At 57.1% G+C, this 16,740-nt stretch carries 16 protein-coding genes; 12 read left to right on the plus strand and 4 right to left on the minus strand.

Features of this window, described 5'->3' with window-relative positions:
- Window positions 1-5: 5 nt before the first annotated feature.
- A complete protein-coding gene (locus tag MXF20_RS09795; protein ID WP_325969063.1) occupies window positions 6-1,607 on the minus strand; it encodes an MFS transporter in 1,602 nt (533 codons plus the stop codon).
- Window positions 1,608-1,755: 148 nt separating this feature from the next.
- Here MXF20_RS09795 and MXF20_RS09800 point away from each other — a divergent pair, with 148 nt between their 5' ends.
- The 4 genes from MXF20_RS09800 to MXF20_RS09815 all read left to right on the plus strand — a co-directional run bounded on the left by MXF20_RS09800 (window position 1,756) and on the right by MXF20_RS09815 (window position 4,350).
- The gene (locus MXF20_RS09800; RefSeq protein ID WP_325969065.1) at window positions 1,756-2,541 is read left to right on the plus strand and encodes an IclR family transcriptional regulator; all 786 of its coding nucleotides are present in this window, start codon (window positions 1,756-1,758) and stop codon (window positions 2,539-2,541) included.
- Between the two features lie 7 nt (window positions 2,542-2,548).
- Entirely contained in the window at window positions 2,549-3,001 is a 453-nt protein-coding gene (locus MXF20_RS09805; RefSeq protein WP_325969066.1) for a universal stress protein, read from the plus strand.
- A gap of 9 nt (window positions 3,002-3,010) precedes the next feature.
- Window positions 3,011-3,814: a hypothetical protein gene (locus tag MXF20_RS09810; RefSeq protein ID WP_325969067.1), complete on the plus strand. Its 804-nt coding sequence runs from the start codon at window positions 3,011-3,013 to the stop codon at window positions 3,812-3,814.
- Between the two features lie 254 nt (window positions 3,815-4,068).
- Window positions 4,069-4,350, plus strand: coding sequence for a membrane lipoprotein lipid attachment site-containing protein (locus tag MXF20_RS09815; RefSeq protein WP_325969069.1), 282 nt, complete (start codon window positions 4,069-4,071; stop codon window positions 4,348-4,350).
- Window positions 4,351-4,423: 73 nt separating this feature from the next.
- On the opposite strand, the gene MXF20_RS09820 is transcribed toward MXF20_RS09815, so the two are convergent.
- Together MXF20_RS09820 and MXF20_RS09825 are read right to left on the minus strand one after the other, a co-directional pair.
- Entirely contained in the window at window positions 4,424-4,576 is a 153-nt protein-coding gene (locus tag MXF20_RS09820; RefSeq protein WP_166711810.1) for a hypothetical protein, read from the minus strand.
- Window positions 4,577-4,858: 282 nt separating this feature from the next.
- On the minus strand, window positions 4,859-6,076 hold the full coding sequence (locus tag MXF20_RS09825) for an MFS transporter (RefSeq protein WP_325969071.1): 1,218 nt from the start codon (window positions 6,074-6,076) through the stop codon (window positions 4,859-4,861).
- Window positions 6,077-6,356: 280 nt separating this feature from the next.
- On the opposite strand from MXF20_RS09825, the gene MXF20_RS09830 reads away from it, so the two are divergent.
- Entirely contained in the window at window positions 6,357-6,596 is a 240-nt protein-coding gene (locus MXF20_RS09830) for a hypothetical protein (RefSeq protein WP_325969072.1), read from the plus strand.
- 36 nt (window positions 6,597-6,632) lie between these two features.
- Here MXF20_RS09830 and MXF20_RS09835 read toward each other — a convergent pair whose 3' ends face one another.
- Window positions 6,633-7,532 carry a DMT family transporter gene (locus tag MXF20_RS09835; protein ID WP_325969073.1) on the minus strand — a complete coding sequence of 300 codons (900 nt, stop codon included), beginning with the start codon at window positions 7,530-7,532 and terminating at the stop codon, window positions 6,633-6,635.
- Window positions 7,533-7,713: 181 nt separating this feature from the next.
- Here MXF20_RS09835 and MXF20_RS09840 point away from each other — a divergent pair, with 181 nt between their 5' ends.
- From MXF20_RS09840 to MXF20_RS09870, 7 genes are all read left to right on the plus strand, one after another.
- Complete coding sequence (locus tag MXF20_RS09840; protein ID WP_325969074.1) at window positions 7,714-8,577, plus strand: helix-turn-helix transcriptional regulator; 864 nt, start codon at window positions 7,714-7,716, stop codon at window positions 8,575-8,577.
- Between the two features lie 614 nt (window positions 8,578-9,191).
- Window positions 9,192-9,689 (plus strand): type VI secretion system contractile sheath small subunit, encoded by a 498-nt coding sequence (tssB, locus tag MXF20_RS09845; RefSeq protein WP_325969076.1) that lies wholly within the window; start codon window positions 9,192-9,194, stop codon window positions 9,687-9,689.
- 33 nt (window positions 9,690-9,722) lie between these two features.
- Window positions 9,723-11,270, plus strand: coding sequence for a type VI secretion system contractile sheath large subunit (gene tssC / locus MXF20_RS09850; protein ID WP_325969077.1), 1,548 nt, complete (start codon window positions 9,723-9,725; stop codon window positions 11,268-11,270).
- 17 nt (window positions 11,271-11,287) lie between these two features.
- Window positions 11,288-12,628 (plus strand): type VI secretion system baseplate subunit TssK, encoded by a 1,341-nt coding sequence (gene tssK / locus MXF20_RS09855; protein WP_325969078.1) that lies wholly within the window; start codon window positions 11,288-11,290, stop codon window positions 12,626-12,628.
- Entirely contained in the window at window positions 12,625-13,314 is a 690-nt protein-coding gene (gene tssL, locus MXF20_RS09860) for a type VI secretion system protein TssL, short form (protein WP_325969079.1), read from the plus strand. Before tssK ends, tssL begins: the two co-directional genes overlap by 4 nt.
- On the plus strand, window positions 13,311-14,822 hold the full coding sequence (locus MXF20_RS09865; RefSeq protein WP_325969081.1) for an OmpA family protein: 1,512 nt from the start codon (window positions 13,311-13,313) through the stop codon (window positions 14,820-14,822). The genes tssL and MXF20_RS09865 overlap by 4 nt, the downstream gene beginning before the upstream one ends.
- Window positions 14,785-16,737: a phage tail tip fiber protein gene (locus MXF20_RS09870; RefSeq protein WP_325969082.1), complete on the plus strand. Its 1,953-nt coding sequence runs from the start codon at window positions 14,785-14,787 to the stop codon at window positions 16,735-16,737. The genes MXF20_RS09865 and MXF20_RS09870 overlap by 38 nt, the downstream gene beginning before the upstream one ends.
- Window positions 16,738-16,740: the final 3 nt, after the last annotated feature.

Consider the following 16,740-nt stretch of genomic DNA (forward strand, 5'->3'; position numbering starts at 1 on the left):
AACAGTTATTCCGGGGTTTTGGTAACGGGTTGAATCAGGGTTTGTGGTGGCCAGACGCGTTTCGCCAGACACAGCGTCAGCACTAACAGCCCGACAGCGAAGGCGATCAGCATCAGATACGCATCGCTCAGGCTCAGCACCATCGCCTGATGCTTAAGCAGGGTGGCGAAGCCGCTGAGATTGGCCGCGCTGCTGGCGCTGCCATCGGCCAACAGCGGCAGGCTGCTGCTGGCCTGCTGGCTATCTGCTGCGGTCATCAGCCAGCTGCGACTGGCCGCCTGATCGACCAGCACGCTGGAGTGAAACTGCTCGCGATGGCTGATAAACCACGCCACCAGCGTGCTGGCAGCGATGCTGGCAAAGCCGCGTACGGTATTGAACATGGCGGAGGCGAACGGTCCTTCCGGCGGTGCGACCACGCTGGTGGCGCTCATCAGCACCGGCAGAATCACCATTGGCTGACCAAACGCCTGCAAAATCTGCATCAGCCAGAAGTTTTGCCGCGCCCAGTCGGTGGTGATCTGCATGCCCAGCAGGCAGGAGATTGCCAGCAGCAGCACGCCGGCGCTCAGCACCCAGCGGCAGTCAACCCAGCGGATATTCAGCAGGCTGGCGACCAGCGGTGCAATCAGCAGCTGCGGCAGACCGATGGTCAACGCCAGCGGCGCGAACTGCAGCGTGCGAAACCCTTCCACCTGGCCGAAATAGGCCGACGGCAGCGCCGAGCCGGACAGTGCCAGAATCAGCACGCCCGCCAGCGCCAGCAAACCGTGCGACAGATTACGGCGGCGCAGCATCTGCAACTTAAACAGCGGCAGCGGGTGAAACCATTCATTAATAAAGAACACAATCAGCAACGCCAGCGCGCTGAATAATAGGGCGACAAACAGCGGCGAGCTGAGCCAGTCGAGACGCTCACCCTGCGTCAGCGCCAGAATCAGCAGCGCCATGCCCGAGCAGCCGCTCAGCATGCCGAACAGGTCGATCTGTTTAAAGCGTTCAGTGCGCAGCGGATCCTGCGGCAGACCCCAGCCGATCAGCAGCATGGCGACCAACATGGCCGGCACCACCTGCCAGAACACGAACGTCCAGCTGACGTCATCGGTCCAGAACGCCGCCAGCGACGCCGCCAGATTCGGGCCAAAGGTGGCGGTGAGGGCGTAAGCGCTCAGGCCATAAAGTTTGATCGGCGGTGGCAGAAAGCGCAGCGCCACCGTCATCAGCAGCGGCGGCAGCGCACCGCCAAACAAACCCTGCACCACGCGCAGCGCGATAAACAGCGGGGCGCTGGGCATGAAGGGCAGCAGCACACCGCACACCATAAAACCGGCCGACACCGCCAGCGCGAAGCGGCGCAGCGAAAAGGTGACGGCGAACCACGGCGCGATCATCATCGCAGCGACTTCCGCCGCCTGATAGGCCGAAATAATCCAGCTGCCGTCATCGTAGCTAATGCCTGTCGCAGCACGAATATCGGCCAGCGCGATATCGGTGACGCGATCGTTTAATCCGGAGGTTAGCGCGGCGATCAGCACCCCCACCAGCCCCAGCGCGAGGCGCAGGGTAAACGGATGCGGTGCCGGTGCCACGACGGGCTGGGCGTTCATGCAAGTGTCTCGTTATTTGTTGATGCAGTGTATTGCGATGTGATACAGCTCGCATCTTACATTCCGATATGGTGTATTGCAATGTGATACAGGGTGTAAAAGTGCGATCGTTCGCGCTAAAGTAGGGCAGGCCAAAAAGGAACGTATCATGGTAGAACTTCCCTCGAGCCGTGAGGATGAAAAAGCGGGTGGCATTCAGGTCATTGCGCGTGCGGCAAAAATTTTAAATGCGCTCGGTGAGCATCCGGGCGGCATGAGCCTCGGTGAAATTGCGCAGGTGGTCGATCTGCCGCGCTCAACGGTGCAGCGCATCGTGGCGGCGCTGGATAGCGCGCAGCTGGTGCGCAGCGGCGGGGCCGGCGGGCTGCGCCTCGGTCCGGCATTGCTGAAGCTGATCTCCAGCGTGCACAGCGACGTGGTGGAAATCGTGCGGCCGTTCCTCGAACAACTCTCGGCAGAGATTAATGAAACGGTATCACTGGCACGGGCCAGCGGGACGCAGCTGGCGATTGTGCATTATGTCGTCGCCACACGTGAACTGCGCGTGGTGCCGCACATCGGGCTTAATCTGCCGCTCTACAGCACGTCCGGTGGACGGGCGCTGCTGGCGCTGGAAAGCGATGAAGATGTGCGGGTGATGGTCGGCGAAGCCTATGCCGAACTGACGGAAATGACGGTAAAAACGCTGCCGCAGTTGCTGACGCTGATTGCCGAGGTGCGCGCCAGTGGCCTGGCCATCGATCGCGGCGAAACCCTTGAAGGCATCTCTACGATGGCGGTGGCGATCGATACGCTGTTCGGGCGCTTCTCGATCTCCCTGCTGGTGCCGACGGCGCGTTTTCAGCGCCAGGAAGCGCATTACCGCGCGGCGCTGTTAAAGTGTAAAGAGGCGCTAATTCGCGAAATTGGCAAAATAACTGCTGCGGAAGGATAACCGACTGATGAAAACCTTGCTGATGGCCATCGATAACTCACCGGTGGCGGAAAAAGTGATCGCTCTGACAATCGAGCAGGCGCTGGCACAACAGGCGCAGGTCACCGTGCTGTGCTGTGTCGATCCGGCTTATTCGTCGTGCAATCAGCCGATTGAGATCGATGCCGGGGAAGATCCGGACGATTTTCTCGTGGCGCAGGATGAACAAAATACGGCTGAACTGGTGGTACGCCATGCGCTGGCGCCGCTGCTGCGCGCCGGTATTGACGCACGCGGGCTGATTCTGGCCGGTGAAGCGGCGGAAACCATTGTGGCGCAGTCTGAGGCGCTGCACGCCAGTATGATTATAATGGGCCGTCGTCACCTGTCGCCGCTCAATCGCCTGCTGAAGGGCTCGGTGAGCGCGGCGGTGATTGAGCGCGCCAGCTGTCCGGTTTTAATTGACGTTCGCAAGGATTAATCTCGCGCCATGTTCTCGCTTTTCCCGCTTACGCTGGCCGCCTTTGCGCTGCTGGCGCTCATCATTATTGTCCTGGTACGCACCACCGCGCTGCGCGTCTGGCAGGGCGTACTGCTGTTTATACTGCCGCTGCTGCTGGCCAACCTGCTGTGGTTTAGCTGGCTGCATCCGCGTCAGGAGCGCGAGGCGCTGGCAGCGCAGGTGGCCGCCCAGCTGAGCGACGCGCCGGGTTATCGCGTGCTGAAAGTGCAGGAGCCGGCGCTGTGGCAACTGCTGAATCGCGAGCTGCAACACAAGCTGGCAGAGGGCGTACCGGCGGAGCAGGCGCTGGGCGATATGCGCGGCTGGCTGATGGATTTGGTCAATCAGCGCATGGCGCGCGCCAGCGATGCGGCGATCATCAACTATATCCGGGTTTCGGTGCAGGAGATGCAGGCGCTGCAGCAGCAGGATACGCAGCGCTGCTTCCGTTTCCTCTATCCGCAGGTCAGCGGTGGCGTCAATCTGCAACAGGTGCTGTCGCCGGAGCTTAATCAGCGTGATGGTGAAGCGCTCGAGGCACTGCTGCAAAACAGCACTGGCGATGAGCTGGCGGTGGACCAGCCGCAGGCGCAGCGCGATCTGCAGCGCGTGGTGGAAAAACTGTATGGCAAGTGGGGCGACAAGCTGCAGCAGCTGAATATGCCGGCGGATACGGCGGTGGATCGCGGCACGATGTGCGCAATGTCGATTGATCTCTACAGCGGGATTCTCGCATTGCCGGACAAACAAGCGGCCAATCTTTTGCGTAAGATGGTCAGCCTTACCGGATAACGGGCGAAAAAAAAGCCCGCTCAGCACGGGCATAAAGGTCACTTTCAGTATGTCTTTTTGTGGGTATCACCTGGTGTGGTGCAGACTTCGTTTTGTCTGAAATCATCTTCTCACTGCTGACGTGATAAGGAAAACCGTTTGGTTTTATCGATTTGATTGGCAAAAGCTTTGCATTAATCGGACATTTCGCGTCTTTTCCTATAGAGACGCGTGGCGTTGCCTTTTACACTGCAACGCCTGATGAGGACACCCTAATGAAAAAAACGCTTATTAGCGCGTTAGCGCTTTTTATGCTGGCCGGTTGTAGTGTCAGCAAACCCGGGGGATTTGAGCGCGTGGATGAAGATGTCCGTTCAAATACCGTACAGTATCGTTACGATCCGCATAAGCTGGATAAAGATGCGCTGGAACTCGATCTGGCGAATTACTGTAATCAGCGCGGCTTTGATAAAGTCGAATCGCTTCCGGCGCAGGACAGTCATTTGCCGGGACTGAAGAAAGTCTGGTATCAATGTAATTACGCGGTGAAAAGCTAAAAAATAAGGGCGGGATAATTTCCCGCCCTTTTTTATTGGTTTTTTTATTATGTGCTGTGTGTGCTTTGCCCAATTACCAGTGACGATAACCGCCATGGCCGTGATGCCATCCGCCGCCATGTCCGTGGCCCCAGCCGGGACCGCGGCCATGATCATGCTCGATAATACATCCGCTCAGCATGGTCATTATGGCGACCACCGACGCGACTTTAATTAACTTTTTCATGGAGAGTCCTCCTCTTTTCCAATGAGGCCAGATTAACCGGGAAAAGTGGAGTGAAGATGCAGCGAATGTAGAGTTATTTCCGTAATTATTACCAGATATGTCAATTAAAAGCTAAAAGTGACAGGGCGGGAAATAAACCAATCGGAATAAGCTGAATAGCGCCTGATAATAACCCGATTACTCTGAAATGCAAGGTGAAATAACAGTCATTCTCAATAAATGGCAAATTATGAAGCCTGCAACCGAAAGCCTGCCGCGCATTCACGCGGCAGGCTTTCGGAATTAATTATGCAGTACCGGCGCAGCCAGGTTTTGACGATTTGGCAGACGGATGCTGAGCGACAGCACCAGCGAGATCACCAGCAGCGTCATAATCAGACTGAAGGTCACGGTGAAGCCGCCGAACACCGAAGACACCAGCGAGCCCAGCACGCTACCGATGCCGAAGCCGAGGTAGATCAGGCCGTAGTTTTTCGTCAGGTTGTTGAGGCCAAAGAAATCGCTGACCAGCGACGGAAAGACGGTGATGGTGCCGCCAAAGCTGAACGCCACGCAGGCCAGCGACAGGAAGAAGGTGGTTTCATTCATGTGGGTGAACAGCAGCAGGCTCATGCCGCTCAGCGAAACCAGCTGTGCCAGCGAAATGACCCGGATGCGCGCCATTTTGTCTGACAGCACGCCGAGAATCAGCCGTCCGCTCAGGTTGGCAATGGCGATCACCGTCACCGCATTAGCCGCCGTTTGCGTGCTGAGGTGCACCAGACCTTCACCAATGTCTTTCGCTACGCCAATCACATACAGACCGCTCATGCAGGCCGTCAGGAACATCAGCGCCAGCATCCAGTACTGCGGCAGACGCACCGACTGCGCCAGCGTAAACTCCTGTGCCGCCTGCTGCTGACGTGAGCCAGCCTGCTGCAGCGGCGCATCGCGCATCATCAGGGCACCGGCAATGATCATCGTCATCGCCAGCACACCCCAAATCACAAAGGTATTTTCCAGCCCCTGACTGCTGAGCAGCGCGCCGCAGATAAATTTAAAGCCGAGGCTGCCGAGGCCGTAAGCGCCGATCGAACAGGCCGAAATCAGCCCTTTGCGCTCCGGGAACCATTTCACGCAGTTCGACAGCGTCATCAGATAGCCCGCGCCATCGGCCAGCCCGACCAGAATACCGGCGCTCAGGTACAGCATCATCAGGTTGTCAGCATGAGCGGTCAGCCAGAAGCCAATCGCCATCAGAATACCGGCGCCGATGGTGACGTTGCGCACGCCAAAGCGCTCCTGCAGCTTGCCGGCCAGCGAGGAGGCAATCGCCAGACCGAGACTCAGCAGGCCAAAGGAAAAGGCTACCTGACTGACCGGCGCATCCAGCTTTTGTGCCAGCTGGCCGTTAAACAGACTCCAGGTGTAAACCGAGCCGAGCGCGAACTGGGTAATGATGGTGCCAACGAGGGTAAGAATACGAATACGCTGATGATTAGGGTTAACGGCTGTTGTCATTTTTCTCTCTCCCATCCGGGAATGCGGAATCTGCAGCGATAATAATCCTCTCGCGTGCGCGGGCGGCGCAGACCGGCGTGAACGGACCGGGAGACGGAATGAAATGCTGCGAAACCGGTATGAATGACATTGCGCATCCGCACAGGCATAACAGTGATGTCACCGTATTGGCATACATTGCTGCGGATGAGCATATGTAACCAGGTGTTTTAAGCGCAGCCAGAACGCGGCAAAGTGCGGGAAATTTGCCAGGCTTAAGATTCATTCAACAGGAGGAAATATGAAAGACCGAGCATATGAATCCGTATCCAGCGGGGATGAGGTTTGCTGCATCATCGGTCAGGCGGTGATCGAGTTAAGCGATGAACAGCAGCCTGTAACCAGGTCCACACTGTCGCTGAAATTACTGGCGATGGCCGACCGCGACAGAGATGATGAACGCGTTCTGCTTTACTGGATCGCCAGAAAAGCCGTTAACCAACCTCACCAGCTCAACATCGGCGTCGGGGGCTGGCGCTAGAGGAGTGACAGAGCGGGCGCAATGCCCGCTCTTGCTTCAGGCCAGACGCAACCGGCGACTCACCGGCCAGCGCACGAACATCACCAGATTGCCCGCCAGAATCATCACCAGCCCCACGATGGCATTGCTGTGCCACTGATAGCCTTCATACAGCGTGGAGAGCGTCAGCGCCACCAGCGGAAACAGCAGCGTGCTGTAAGCCGCCTGACTGGCCCCGATGCGGCCCACCAGCGTGAAATAGGCACCAAAACCCAATACCGATCCAAACAGCGCCAGATAGCTCATCGCTCCCAGCCACTGCAGATTGAGCGCCGGTGCCAGCGCATCGCCCTTGATCAGCGCCAGCAGGGCCATGATCAGCGCACCGTACAGCATGGCGTAGCTGTTAGTGGTGAGCACGTCGCGCTGACGGCGCTGATGGCGAGTGGAAATCATATTGCCAAACGAGAAGCCGAGCGTGCCCAGTGCGCTCAGGCCCACGCCCCACAGCAACTGAGGCGCAACATGGGCTGACTGAATGTCCTGCCAGAACAGTGCGACGATCCCGCCCAGACCCAGCGCGGCGGCGGGCAGCAGGCGGAAAGGCGGGCGCTGGCGGAAAAAGATCCAGCTGTTGAGCGCGTTGTACAGCACCGCCATTGAAAAAATCACCGACTCCAGTCCGGTGCTGATCATCGCCGCCGCATGATAAAAACAGACAAAATTAAAGCCGAATACGCAACTGCCCTGTAACAGACAAAACAGGTGATCACGCGCATCCAGCGTGCGCAGACGTTTCAGCAGCCGGAGAAGCACCAGCATAGTGACCGAGGCAAACAGGAAGCGCCAGAATACCGCCACCAGCACTGGGGTGTCGGCGGCCTGCTGCTGCAGAAAAATCGCAATCCAGGTGGTGCCCCAAATCAGCACCACCGCGAGGTATAACATCAGGTTCATCAGGCACTCTCCAGCGGAATCAGGCTCGCAGTGTGGCGCATACGCACCAGCACGGCTTGCATGGCTTTGCGCAGCACTTGCAAATTCTTGCGCTTTTTCCCGCCTGGTCCGGCATTGACCTGTTTTCTGTCCGGCCAGTTGCGTAAACTGCGGGTATTGTCCCAGATAGCGATGCCAGACCATGCCGGAATATCAGACGTTTACTATGCTACAGCGCCACAAAGCGCAGTTGCGCGACAGCGTAAAGCTGAGCGACGGCATCCGGCTGGCGGCGTGGTTCAACAGTGGCGATCGCGTGACCAATCTCAGCGACCATCACACGCTCAGCCTGTATGTGGCTGACGGTTACGATACCTGGCACAAAACGCCGCACGGCTGGCGCAATGGTGGCGCGCCGGACCGCTTTTGCCTGATGCCGTCTGGCATGGAATCAACCTGGGATCTGCGCGCGGATTTGTCTTTTGTGCATCTTTACTGCACCGATGCGCATTTACGCCATCTCGGTGAACAGATATGGGATCGCAGCCCGGCGCAGCTTAATCTGCATGAGAAAATTTTTGCCGATGATGATCGTATCACCCAGCTGTATCGCCATTTTCTGCTGAGCGCTGACTGGCAGCAGCCGGCCAACCAGATGCTGCTGAGCAGCGCCTCAACACTGCTGATGACCCATCTGCTGCAGCGCTACAGTGAAGTGCAGTGGCAGCTGCCGCAGGTGCGCGGCGGACTGGCGCCGGCGGTATTGCGCCGCGTGCTGGCGCTGATTGATACGCAGCTGGATCAGCCGTTAACGCTGGCGCAGCTGGCGGCAGAGGCGGCGCTCAGCGAATACCATTTTGCGCGCATGTTCCGCAGCAGCACCGGCGAAGCGCCGCATCAGTATGTCATGCGCCGCCGTATGGAAGCCGCGCAGCAGCTGCTGCAATTCAGCGCGCTGCCGCTCACCGAGATTGCCCTGCGCTGCGGTTTTCACTCCTCCAGCCACTTCAGTAACCGTTTCCGCCAGCTGCACGGCATGGCACCTTCGGCATGGCGTCAGCGCTGACGGGGCAGTTGTCGTGAATTTTGCCAGGAATAGATTGCTGAATTAGCCGCGGCGCGATTTATCGCGTCCGTCATTATGCTGTGAACCGCTATCTCGTAAATGATCCCCTCTGGTCGCACCCGAACGTTATTTATACGAAATTTCCCATGTGGGTGGTTATTTATACGATTACGTTGAAATTATGTAGCACGGGACTTAGGTGCGCTCTGTTTTAACTGGGTGCTTTACTGCATCACATTAGCGTCCTGTATAAAAATCCACTCTGTTGCTATCCGCAATTTTTATCTTTTTATGTCATTTTTTTCTTAGTGGCGCGATGGTTTTTGATGAGTTTTTTATTTTGACCTGAATCAACAAATGCACGCTTTATTAATATTAATCCACAACTTTATTTTTTATTGGCATTAATGTGTGGCCTTTAATGTCTTTACCAGTTTTTTTAGCTGGTTTCTGGTGACAATGATTTGCCTCTTTTAGTGTTAATGACTTGTATGTGTCGTTTTTGCAGCTTAAAGGTCTGTTCATTTGGTTTTTTATCGATCATTGCTCTACTGTTACCTCTAAAGTAGTATGGCGCGAAAAATGTGCGCTGAGATAAACAGAGGGATGATGAAATGGCAGATAGTTTCCAGAATGAAGTGCCAAAGGCACGTGTTAACTTAAAACTTGACCTGCATACCGGGGGCGTAAGCAAGAAAACCGAGCTTCCGCTGAAATTACTGGTGGCGGGCGACTTTAGTCATGGTCAGGCGTCCGCACCATTATCAGAGCGAACCAAAGTTAATCTGAACAAAAATAACTTTGACGCAGTGCTTTCCGAATATTCCCCCAAAGTAACGGTTGCCGTTAAAAATACGCTGGCCGATGACGGCAGCGAAGACAGCATCAGTCTGACTTTCCAGAGCATGAAAGATTTCTCGCCGGAACAGGTCTCCCGGCAAATACCTCAGCTGAAAGCCATGCTTTCCATGCGTAATTTACTGCGTGATTTAAAAGCCAACCTGCTGGATAACCAGGCCTTCCGAAAAGAGCTGGAAAAAATTCTGCTCGACCCGGCGTTAAGCGCAGAACTGCGCGCTGAGCTCTCAACCCTGGCACCAAAGCAGCCATAACCATCACGATGATTTAACGGATTAATAAGGAAGATGCTGATGTCTGTAAATAATGAGAATGCGACGGCTGGCGAGAGCGTGGTGCTGGAACGTCCGGCAGCCGGTGGGGTTTATGCCACCCTGTTTGAAAAAATCAATCTCAACCCGGTGTCTGAGCTGAGCGCGCTGGAGATCTGGCAGGACGCGCAGGCGATGTCGGATGCAACTGCGGATGAGCGTTTAACCGCCGGCATGCAGGTGTTTCTGGAGTGCCTGAAAAAATCAGGCTCAAAAGTTGAAAAGCTCGACAAAAACCTGATTGACCATCATATCGCCGCGCTGGATCACCAGATCAGCCGTCAGCTGGATGCGGTCATGCACAGCGAAGAGTTCCAGGCTGTGGAGAGTCTGTGGCGCGGTGTGAAATCCCTTGTCGACAAAACCGATTTCCGCCAGAACGTGAAAGTCGAACTGCTGGATATGTCAAAAGAAGACCTGCGTCAGGACTTTGAAGACAGCCCGGAAATTATCCAGAGCGGCCTGTATAAACACACCTACATTGATGAATATGACACGCCGGGCGGCGAGCCGATTGCCGCACTGATTTCCGCTTACGAGTTTGATGCGTCTGCGCAGGATGTTGCTCTGTTGCGCAATATTTCAAAAGTGTCTGCTGCGGCGCATATGCCGTTTATCGGCTCTGCCGGCCCGCAATTCTTCCTTAAGGATTCAATGGAAGACGTGGCGGCCATTAAAGATATCGGTAACTATTTTGACCGCGCTGAATACATCAAGTGGAAATCTTTCCGCGAGACGGACGATTCGCGCTATATCGGTCTGGTGATGCCGCGCGTACTGGGGCGCCTGCCGTATGGCCCGGACACCGTACCGGTGCGCAGCTTCAACTATGTCGAAGAAGTAAAAGGCCCGGATCACGACAAATACCTGTGGACCAACGCCTCGTTTGCTTTTGCGTCCAACATGGTGCGCAGCTTCATCAATAACGGCTGGTGTGTGCAAATCCGCGGCCCGCAGGCCGGTGGTGCGGTGCAGGATCTGCCGATTCATCTGTACGATCTGGGCACCGGTAATCAGGTGAAGATCCCGAGTGAGGTAATGATCCCGGAAACCCGCGAATTCGAGTTCGCCAATCTCGGTTTCATTCCGCTGTCCTACTACAAAAACCGCGACTACAGCTGCTTCTTCTCAGCCAACTCCACCCAGAAGCCCGCGCTGTATGACACTGCGGATGCCACCGCCAACAGCCGCATTAACGCCCGTCTGCCGTATATCTTCCTGCTGTCGCGTATCGCGCATTATCTGAAGCTGATTCAGCGTGAAAACATCGGCACCACCAAGGATCGGCGTCTGCTGGAACTGGAGCTGAACACCTGGGTGCGCAGTCTGGTGACCGAAATGACCGATCCGGGCGATGAGTTGCAGGCGTCGCACCCGCTGCGTGATGCCAAAGTGGTGGTGGAAGATATCGACGACAACCCGGGCTTCTTCCGCGTCAGGCTGTACGCGATTCCACACTTCCAGGTGGAGGGGATGGACGTCAACCTGTCACTGGTTTCCCAGATGCCGAAGGCGAAATCGTAAGCTAAGGCAGGAAGCCAATGAAAACGGAACAACCGTTATGGGGCCGGGGCGTTATGGTCTCTCCCCAGCACTTCCAGCAACAGGTCGCGTATGCGGCCTGGTCTGCGGAATGTATCGCCCGGCTGGGCCTCTCCCATCCCTGGGGGATGATTGCTGCCACTTTCGAACCTGAACTACTGAAACTGGGGCGTCTGCAGGCCCGTCATCTGCACGTCCGTTTTCCCGATGGCACGCTTATCGACACCGATAACGCCGATAACCTGCCGCCGGTGCTGGCGCTTGAGGGCGAATCACAGGACGTGGTGGTGGTTCTGGCGCTTCCGCTGCTACGGGCAAATGGCGGCAACTGCCTTAAACCCGATGAAGTGGCCGAGCGCCCTGTGCGTTATCGCCAGCGCTGGCGGGATGTCCGCAACACCTTTGGCGACGATACCCGCCAGATTGCGGTGATGCAGCCAGAGCTGACGCTGCGTTTCGCTCATCAGAGCAACAGTGATTACTTAACCTGTCCGGTCGCCCGTCTGCAGCAGGATTCACAGGGAAGCTGGGCACTGGATGAAACCTGGCTGCCGCCACTGCTGGCTCTGCAGGGCAGCCGCTGGCTGGTAACCCAGCTGGAACACTTGATGACGCAACTGCGTGCCCGTCTGGGTCGACTGATGGCCATGCGTCGCGAAAGTAATGAGCGCATGGCCGACTTTGCCGTGGCTGATGTGTCGTTGTTCTGGCTGCTCAATGCCCTGAACAGCGCAGAACCGGTGCTCGGCCAGTTTCAGCGTAATCTGCAAAGTCCACCGGAGCGCCTGTATCCGGAACTGGCGCGGCTTGCGGGCAGCCTGCTGACCTTCTCGCTGGAACACCAGGTGAGTGCTATTCCGGTCTGGCAGCATGAGCAACTCAATAGTGTCTTCCCGCCGCTGTTTGACTTGCTGGGCGACCTGCTGGAAGCCAGCCTGCCGTCGCGGGTGGTGGCGATTGAGCTTGAGCACGATGCCCGGTTGCACGTCTGGCAGGCCCGTCTGCATGACTCCCGTCTGCGCGAAGGGGCGGATTACTACCTTTCCGTACGTTCACCGATGCCGGTGGCACAGTTGCAGGAGCAGTTGCCACGCCAGTGCAAAGTCGGCAGTCCCGATCATGTCAGGAGTATCGTCAATTCCTCACGGGTGGGCGTCCCTCTGACGCCACTGCGTCATGTGCCGGCAGCCATTCCACTGCGTCTGGAAAACCAGTATTTCAGCCTTGATGTCTCCCATCCGCTGGCCAGCGAAATGCTTCAGAGCGGCACCTGTATGTTTTACGTTCCGGGCATGCTCGGCGAGCCTGAACTGGAACTCTTTGCGGTACTGAGAACATGAGTGAGCCTAAACGCAGCACTGCTGCATCCATTGATATTGATGCCCTGCTGCAGGATACCTGGCTGCAGGTCATCAGCCTGCGTCACGGTCCAACGTTTCAGGATGGAGAAGGGCGCACGTTGTGGGAGCGTTGCATTGCTGATGTCGAGCGTGCGCAGCGTGAACTGAAAGCGAGCGGACTCGATGAAGTGAGCTGTCAGCATATTCTCACTGCACAGTGTGCGCTGCTTGATGAGGCGGTCAAAGGGCGTGGTGTGGAGGATGACGCCTGTGTGCAGTGGTATGACATTCCCCTGCAGGGGCACTTCCTCGGCACCATGGATGCCGGTGATACGCTGTGCGATCGCATGCGTGATGTGCTGCGTGACCCGGCGCCTGATCAGGCTGTAATGATCTGCTTTCAGCGGGTGATGATGCTGGGGTTCCTCGGCAGTTTCCGTTCTCTGCACGATCCGGAGCGCCAGAAACTCGTCAACGCACTCAATGAAGATGTCACGCCATTCAGCTATCCACCAACCCATCCGGTTCTGGCGGAAAGTCTTGCCGGACCGGGAATGGGGAGCTTGCTGGCGTCATGGCCCGCGCGTATCGGCCTGAGCGTGGTGCTGGTGGCCGCGCTGTGGTGGGGACTGAGCCAGTGGCTGGATCAGACACTACTGACTTTGCTGCCGGGAGCCGTGAAATGAGTCCTGCACAGCAGCGCGGGCTTGCGCTGTGGGCCGCCCTGCTAAGTGCCGTGGTTTGCCTGAGTTTCCTGCCGGTATCGCGACTGGTTTCGGTGCTCGTTCTGCTTGCGGTGCTGGGGCTTATCCTGGCGTTGTGGATTGTCGCCAGGCGTCGTGCGGAGCATGACGTCGCCCTGCGTCTGCATGACCTCCCGGAAGCCACTTACCGTCAGCCCGTGGTGCTGGTGTGTGGCGATTTGCCGTTAGCCTGGCCCCAGCAGTCACCGGTGCTTACTGTGACACAGGGATGCTGGATCCGCGTGGAGGAACATCAGGATCTGCAACAGGCTGCCCGTCAGATACTGGGGTTGCGTCCTGACTGGGGCCGCCAGCTGTCAGTAATGGTCAGCGTCTGTCCGCAAAAACACGCCGACAGCGAGCGGCTTACCCGCCGTCTGCTGGCCCTGCGCTGGCAAATCAGCCAGCTGCGTAAAGAAACCGGGCATTCTGTGCCGCTGGTTCTGAATGGTCAGGTTGGCAGTGCGATGACAAATGATCTGCTCTGGCAGGCGGCTATCCCGGGGGAAGGGGTGAGGGTCTGGCGTGCGTCTTCAGCGCCGGGCTCAGTCGCTGCATGGGTCACCACCGGTGGCGCGCCTGCGATGCAGCAACAGGTGCTGATGAACAGCCTGATGAGCTGGTTCTGGTTGCACGTTAAAGCGGTCTTCATTGATGAGAGCCCTGATGTTCCGGTCATTGCACCGGTTGCGGTGCTGTGGGGATTGGGACCGATCCTGGCCGGAAGTCTGGCCACATCGGTCTGGACGGCATGGCTGTCCCGTCATACTGCGATGCAACAGGTAGCGGGCTGGCAGCCGGTGGGAACGGACAGTACGGTTATTGCCGCGTTGCCGGATTTTATCCTGCCGCTGCTGCCGGAAGGGCGAGGCCTGACGCCGCGTGGGCAAGCCTTCCGTTATGCGCTCGCGATTTTCACGCTGGCGGCCATGGCTGCACTGCTCAGCAGTGGCTGGAACAATCGCCAGTTGCTGCAGCGTGTCAGCTTCGATATTGCCCGTTATGAACGCATCCCGATGCAGGATTTCGCACCCAAAGCCGACGCTGTTGCTGTCCTGCGTGACGATGCGGCTGGGCTGGATGACCAGGCGCGCAATGGCGTACCGATGCGGATGGGCCTTGGTCTGTATCAGGGCGAGCGTCTGCGAATGCCTGTGCTGGATGCGATCCGTTCGTATGTGCCCCCGCCACCGCCGCCAAAACCGCAGCCGAAACCGGTGCCGAAAATTGTTCGCCTCGACAGCATGTCGCTGTTCGATTCCGGCAAATCCACGCTGAAAGCCGGGTCTACCAAAATGCTGGTGAACTCACTGGTCGGCATCAAAGCGAAGCCGGGCTGGCTGATTGTCGTGTCCGGCCACACCGATAACACCGGTAAACGACTATGCCGGCACCACGATCGGCGGCCGTATTGTGGATGTGGTACCGGAAACGAAAACCATCCGTCTTGACCGGCCCGTATCACTTTCAGGCGAGGGCGTTGCAACGCTTAATCTGATCAGCGAGTCTGGCGAGCCTTTTACTGTCAACGTGCACGAGCGTACTGAACACGACTGTGTGCAGGTGGATGCGTTACCCAGTGGGATGACATCGCTTAGCGTGGCACCCGGAAGCGTGTGGGGGCTTAAACAGCCTGCCCTGCGCAAGCGGCTGTTCCGCTGCGTGGCCATTCGGGAAAGCGAAAACGGGGGATATGCGATAACGGCGCTGCAGCACTGCCCGGAAAAGCAGGCGCGGGTGGATGACGGCAAATCCTTTTCGGCTGCCCCCACCAGCGTGCACGGAATGTTGCCGCCTGCTGTCCGGCATCTTCGCACAAGTGTGGACGTGTCATCCGGCCATATTCAGGCCACAGCGCTGTGGGAAATCCTGCAGACAACCGGCAGCGTGCGCTTTGACGTACGCGTGACGCGCGGCGAGCGCGCCTCAGGCCGTCTGGTTTTCTGCTGTGCAACCGAACGTCCGGAATGTCTGTTCACGCTGCCGGACGCCGGTCGCTACACGTTAACCGTCACCGCGATCGGTGATGCCGGGCAGAAAGGTGAGCCGGCCTCGACCGGCATCACCGTCGCCGTGCCCGAGCCGCCCGTCTCCATCGACGTAACACAAGGCTACTTTCAGGTCACGTTGGTGCCGCACCAGGCGATCTATGACGCCACGCTGCGATATGAATTCTGGTATTCCGCAACCCGACTCGCTGACGCGCAACAGGCCGAATCCCAGGCGCAGTATCTTGGAGAAGGACGCTGCTGGATAAAAGACGGCCTTATGCCGGGCAATGTTCACCATTTCTATATCCGTAGCGTGAACGCGCTGGGCAAATCTGCTTTCACTGAACAGTCCGCCAGTCCGAGCGACAAAGCGGACGATTATCTGGCGTTTTATAAAGGAAAAATCAGCGACACGCATCTTGATCAGAGCCTGCTGAAAACAATGACGCAGCTGTCAGAAGGTGCAGCAAGCATCGGAAAAATCGAGAAAAGCTGGAAAGACACGGAAGGGCGGCTGAACTCGCAATGGTCGGTCAGACTGGAGCAGATGAAAAACGGCCAGTATTGTATGACCGGCTTCGGCATGGGGATCGAGGAAAAACCCGAGGGTATGCAGAGCCAAATCCTGATGGCTGCCGATCGCGTGGCTTTCGTCAATCCGGCAAACGGGAATGCCGTGCCTGCACTGGTCATTGAGCATAACGATATTTACTTCCGGGAAGCACTCATTAAGCATCTGCGTGCTGTCAGTCTGACCAGCGGTGGGTCACCGCCTTCATTCAGCCTGACGCCCGACGGGAAGCTGGCAGCAAAGCAGGCTGATATCAGCGGTACCCTGCGGGCGACCGCAGGCGAGCTTGAGAAGGTTCGTATCAGAGACAGCTGCACCATCGAGGGTGTGCTGGATGCGAAACAGATTACTGGAGATATATATAATGTTCAGTCCGGTGGCGTAACCTTGCCGAAGGGTGTCTTCAGCTGGTCAGACAAAGCGGGAGAACATGTTTTGTTCAAAATTGCTGGCGAGACCTTTGATCGCATCTTTGAATCAAATCTGACGCTGACCGCAGAGTGCATAAAAAACCGGCAGGAGTTTAAGTTGATCGTCCGGCATCATACAAAACCTGCCTTTTATGAAGATCATGTGCTTGCTTACGCTGATACCGGAAATAAAGGTAAATCACCTGGTATGAGTTACAAATTAAATGGCATCCGCCTGCCAGCGATCGGCCGTTCGCGTGTACATGAGATTATTATGGTCATTGGTAATAGTGGGCGTCGTGGAGGTGTTGTCTGTAAGGCCCCGCCCGGCGAGGTACCAAGGTTTACCGCTTACCGGGCCGGCCGGCAATTTGTCACGGGCGCTGAGCGATAATCA

It is taken from the genome of Pantoea dispersa (assembly GCF_035783935.1).
GTDB lineage: Bacteria > Pseudomonadota > Gammaproteobacteria > Enterobacterales > Enterobacteriaceae > Pantoea > Pantoea dispersa_C.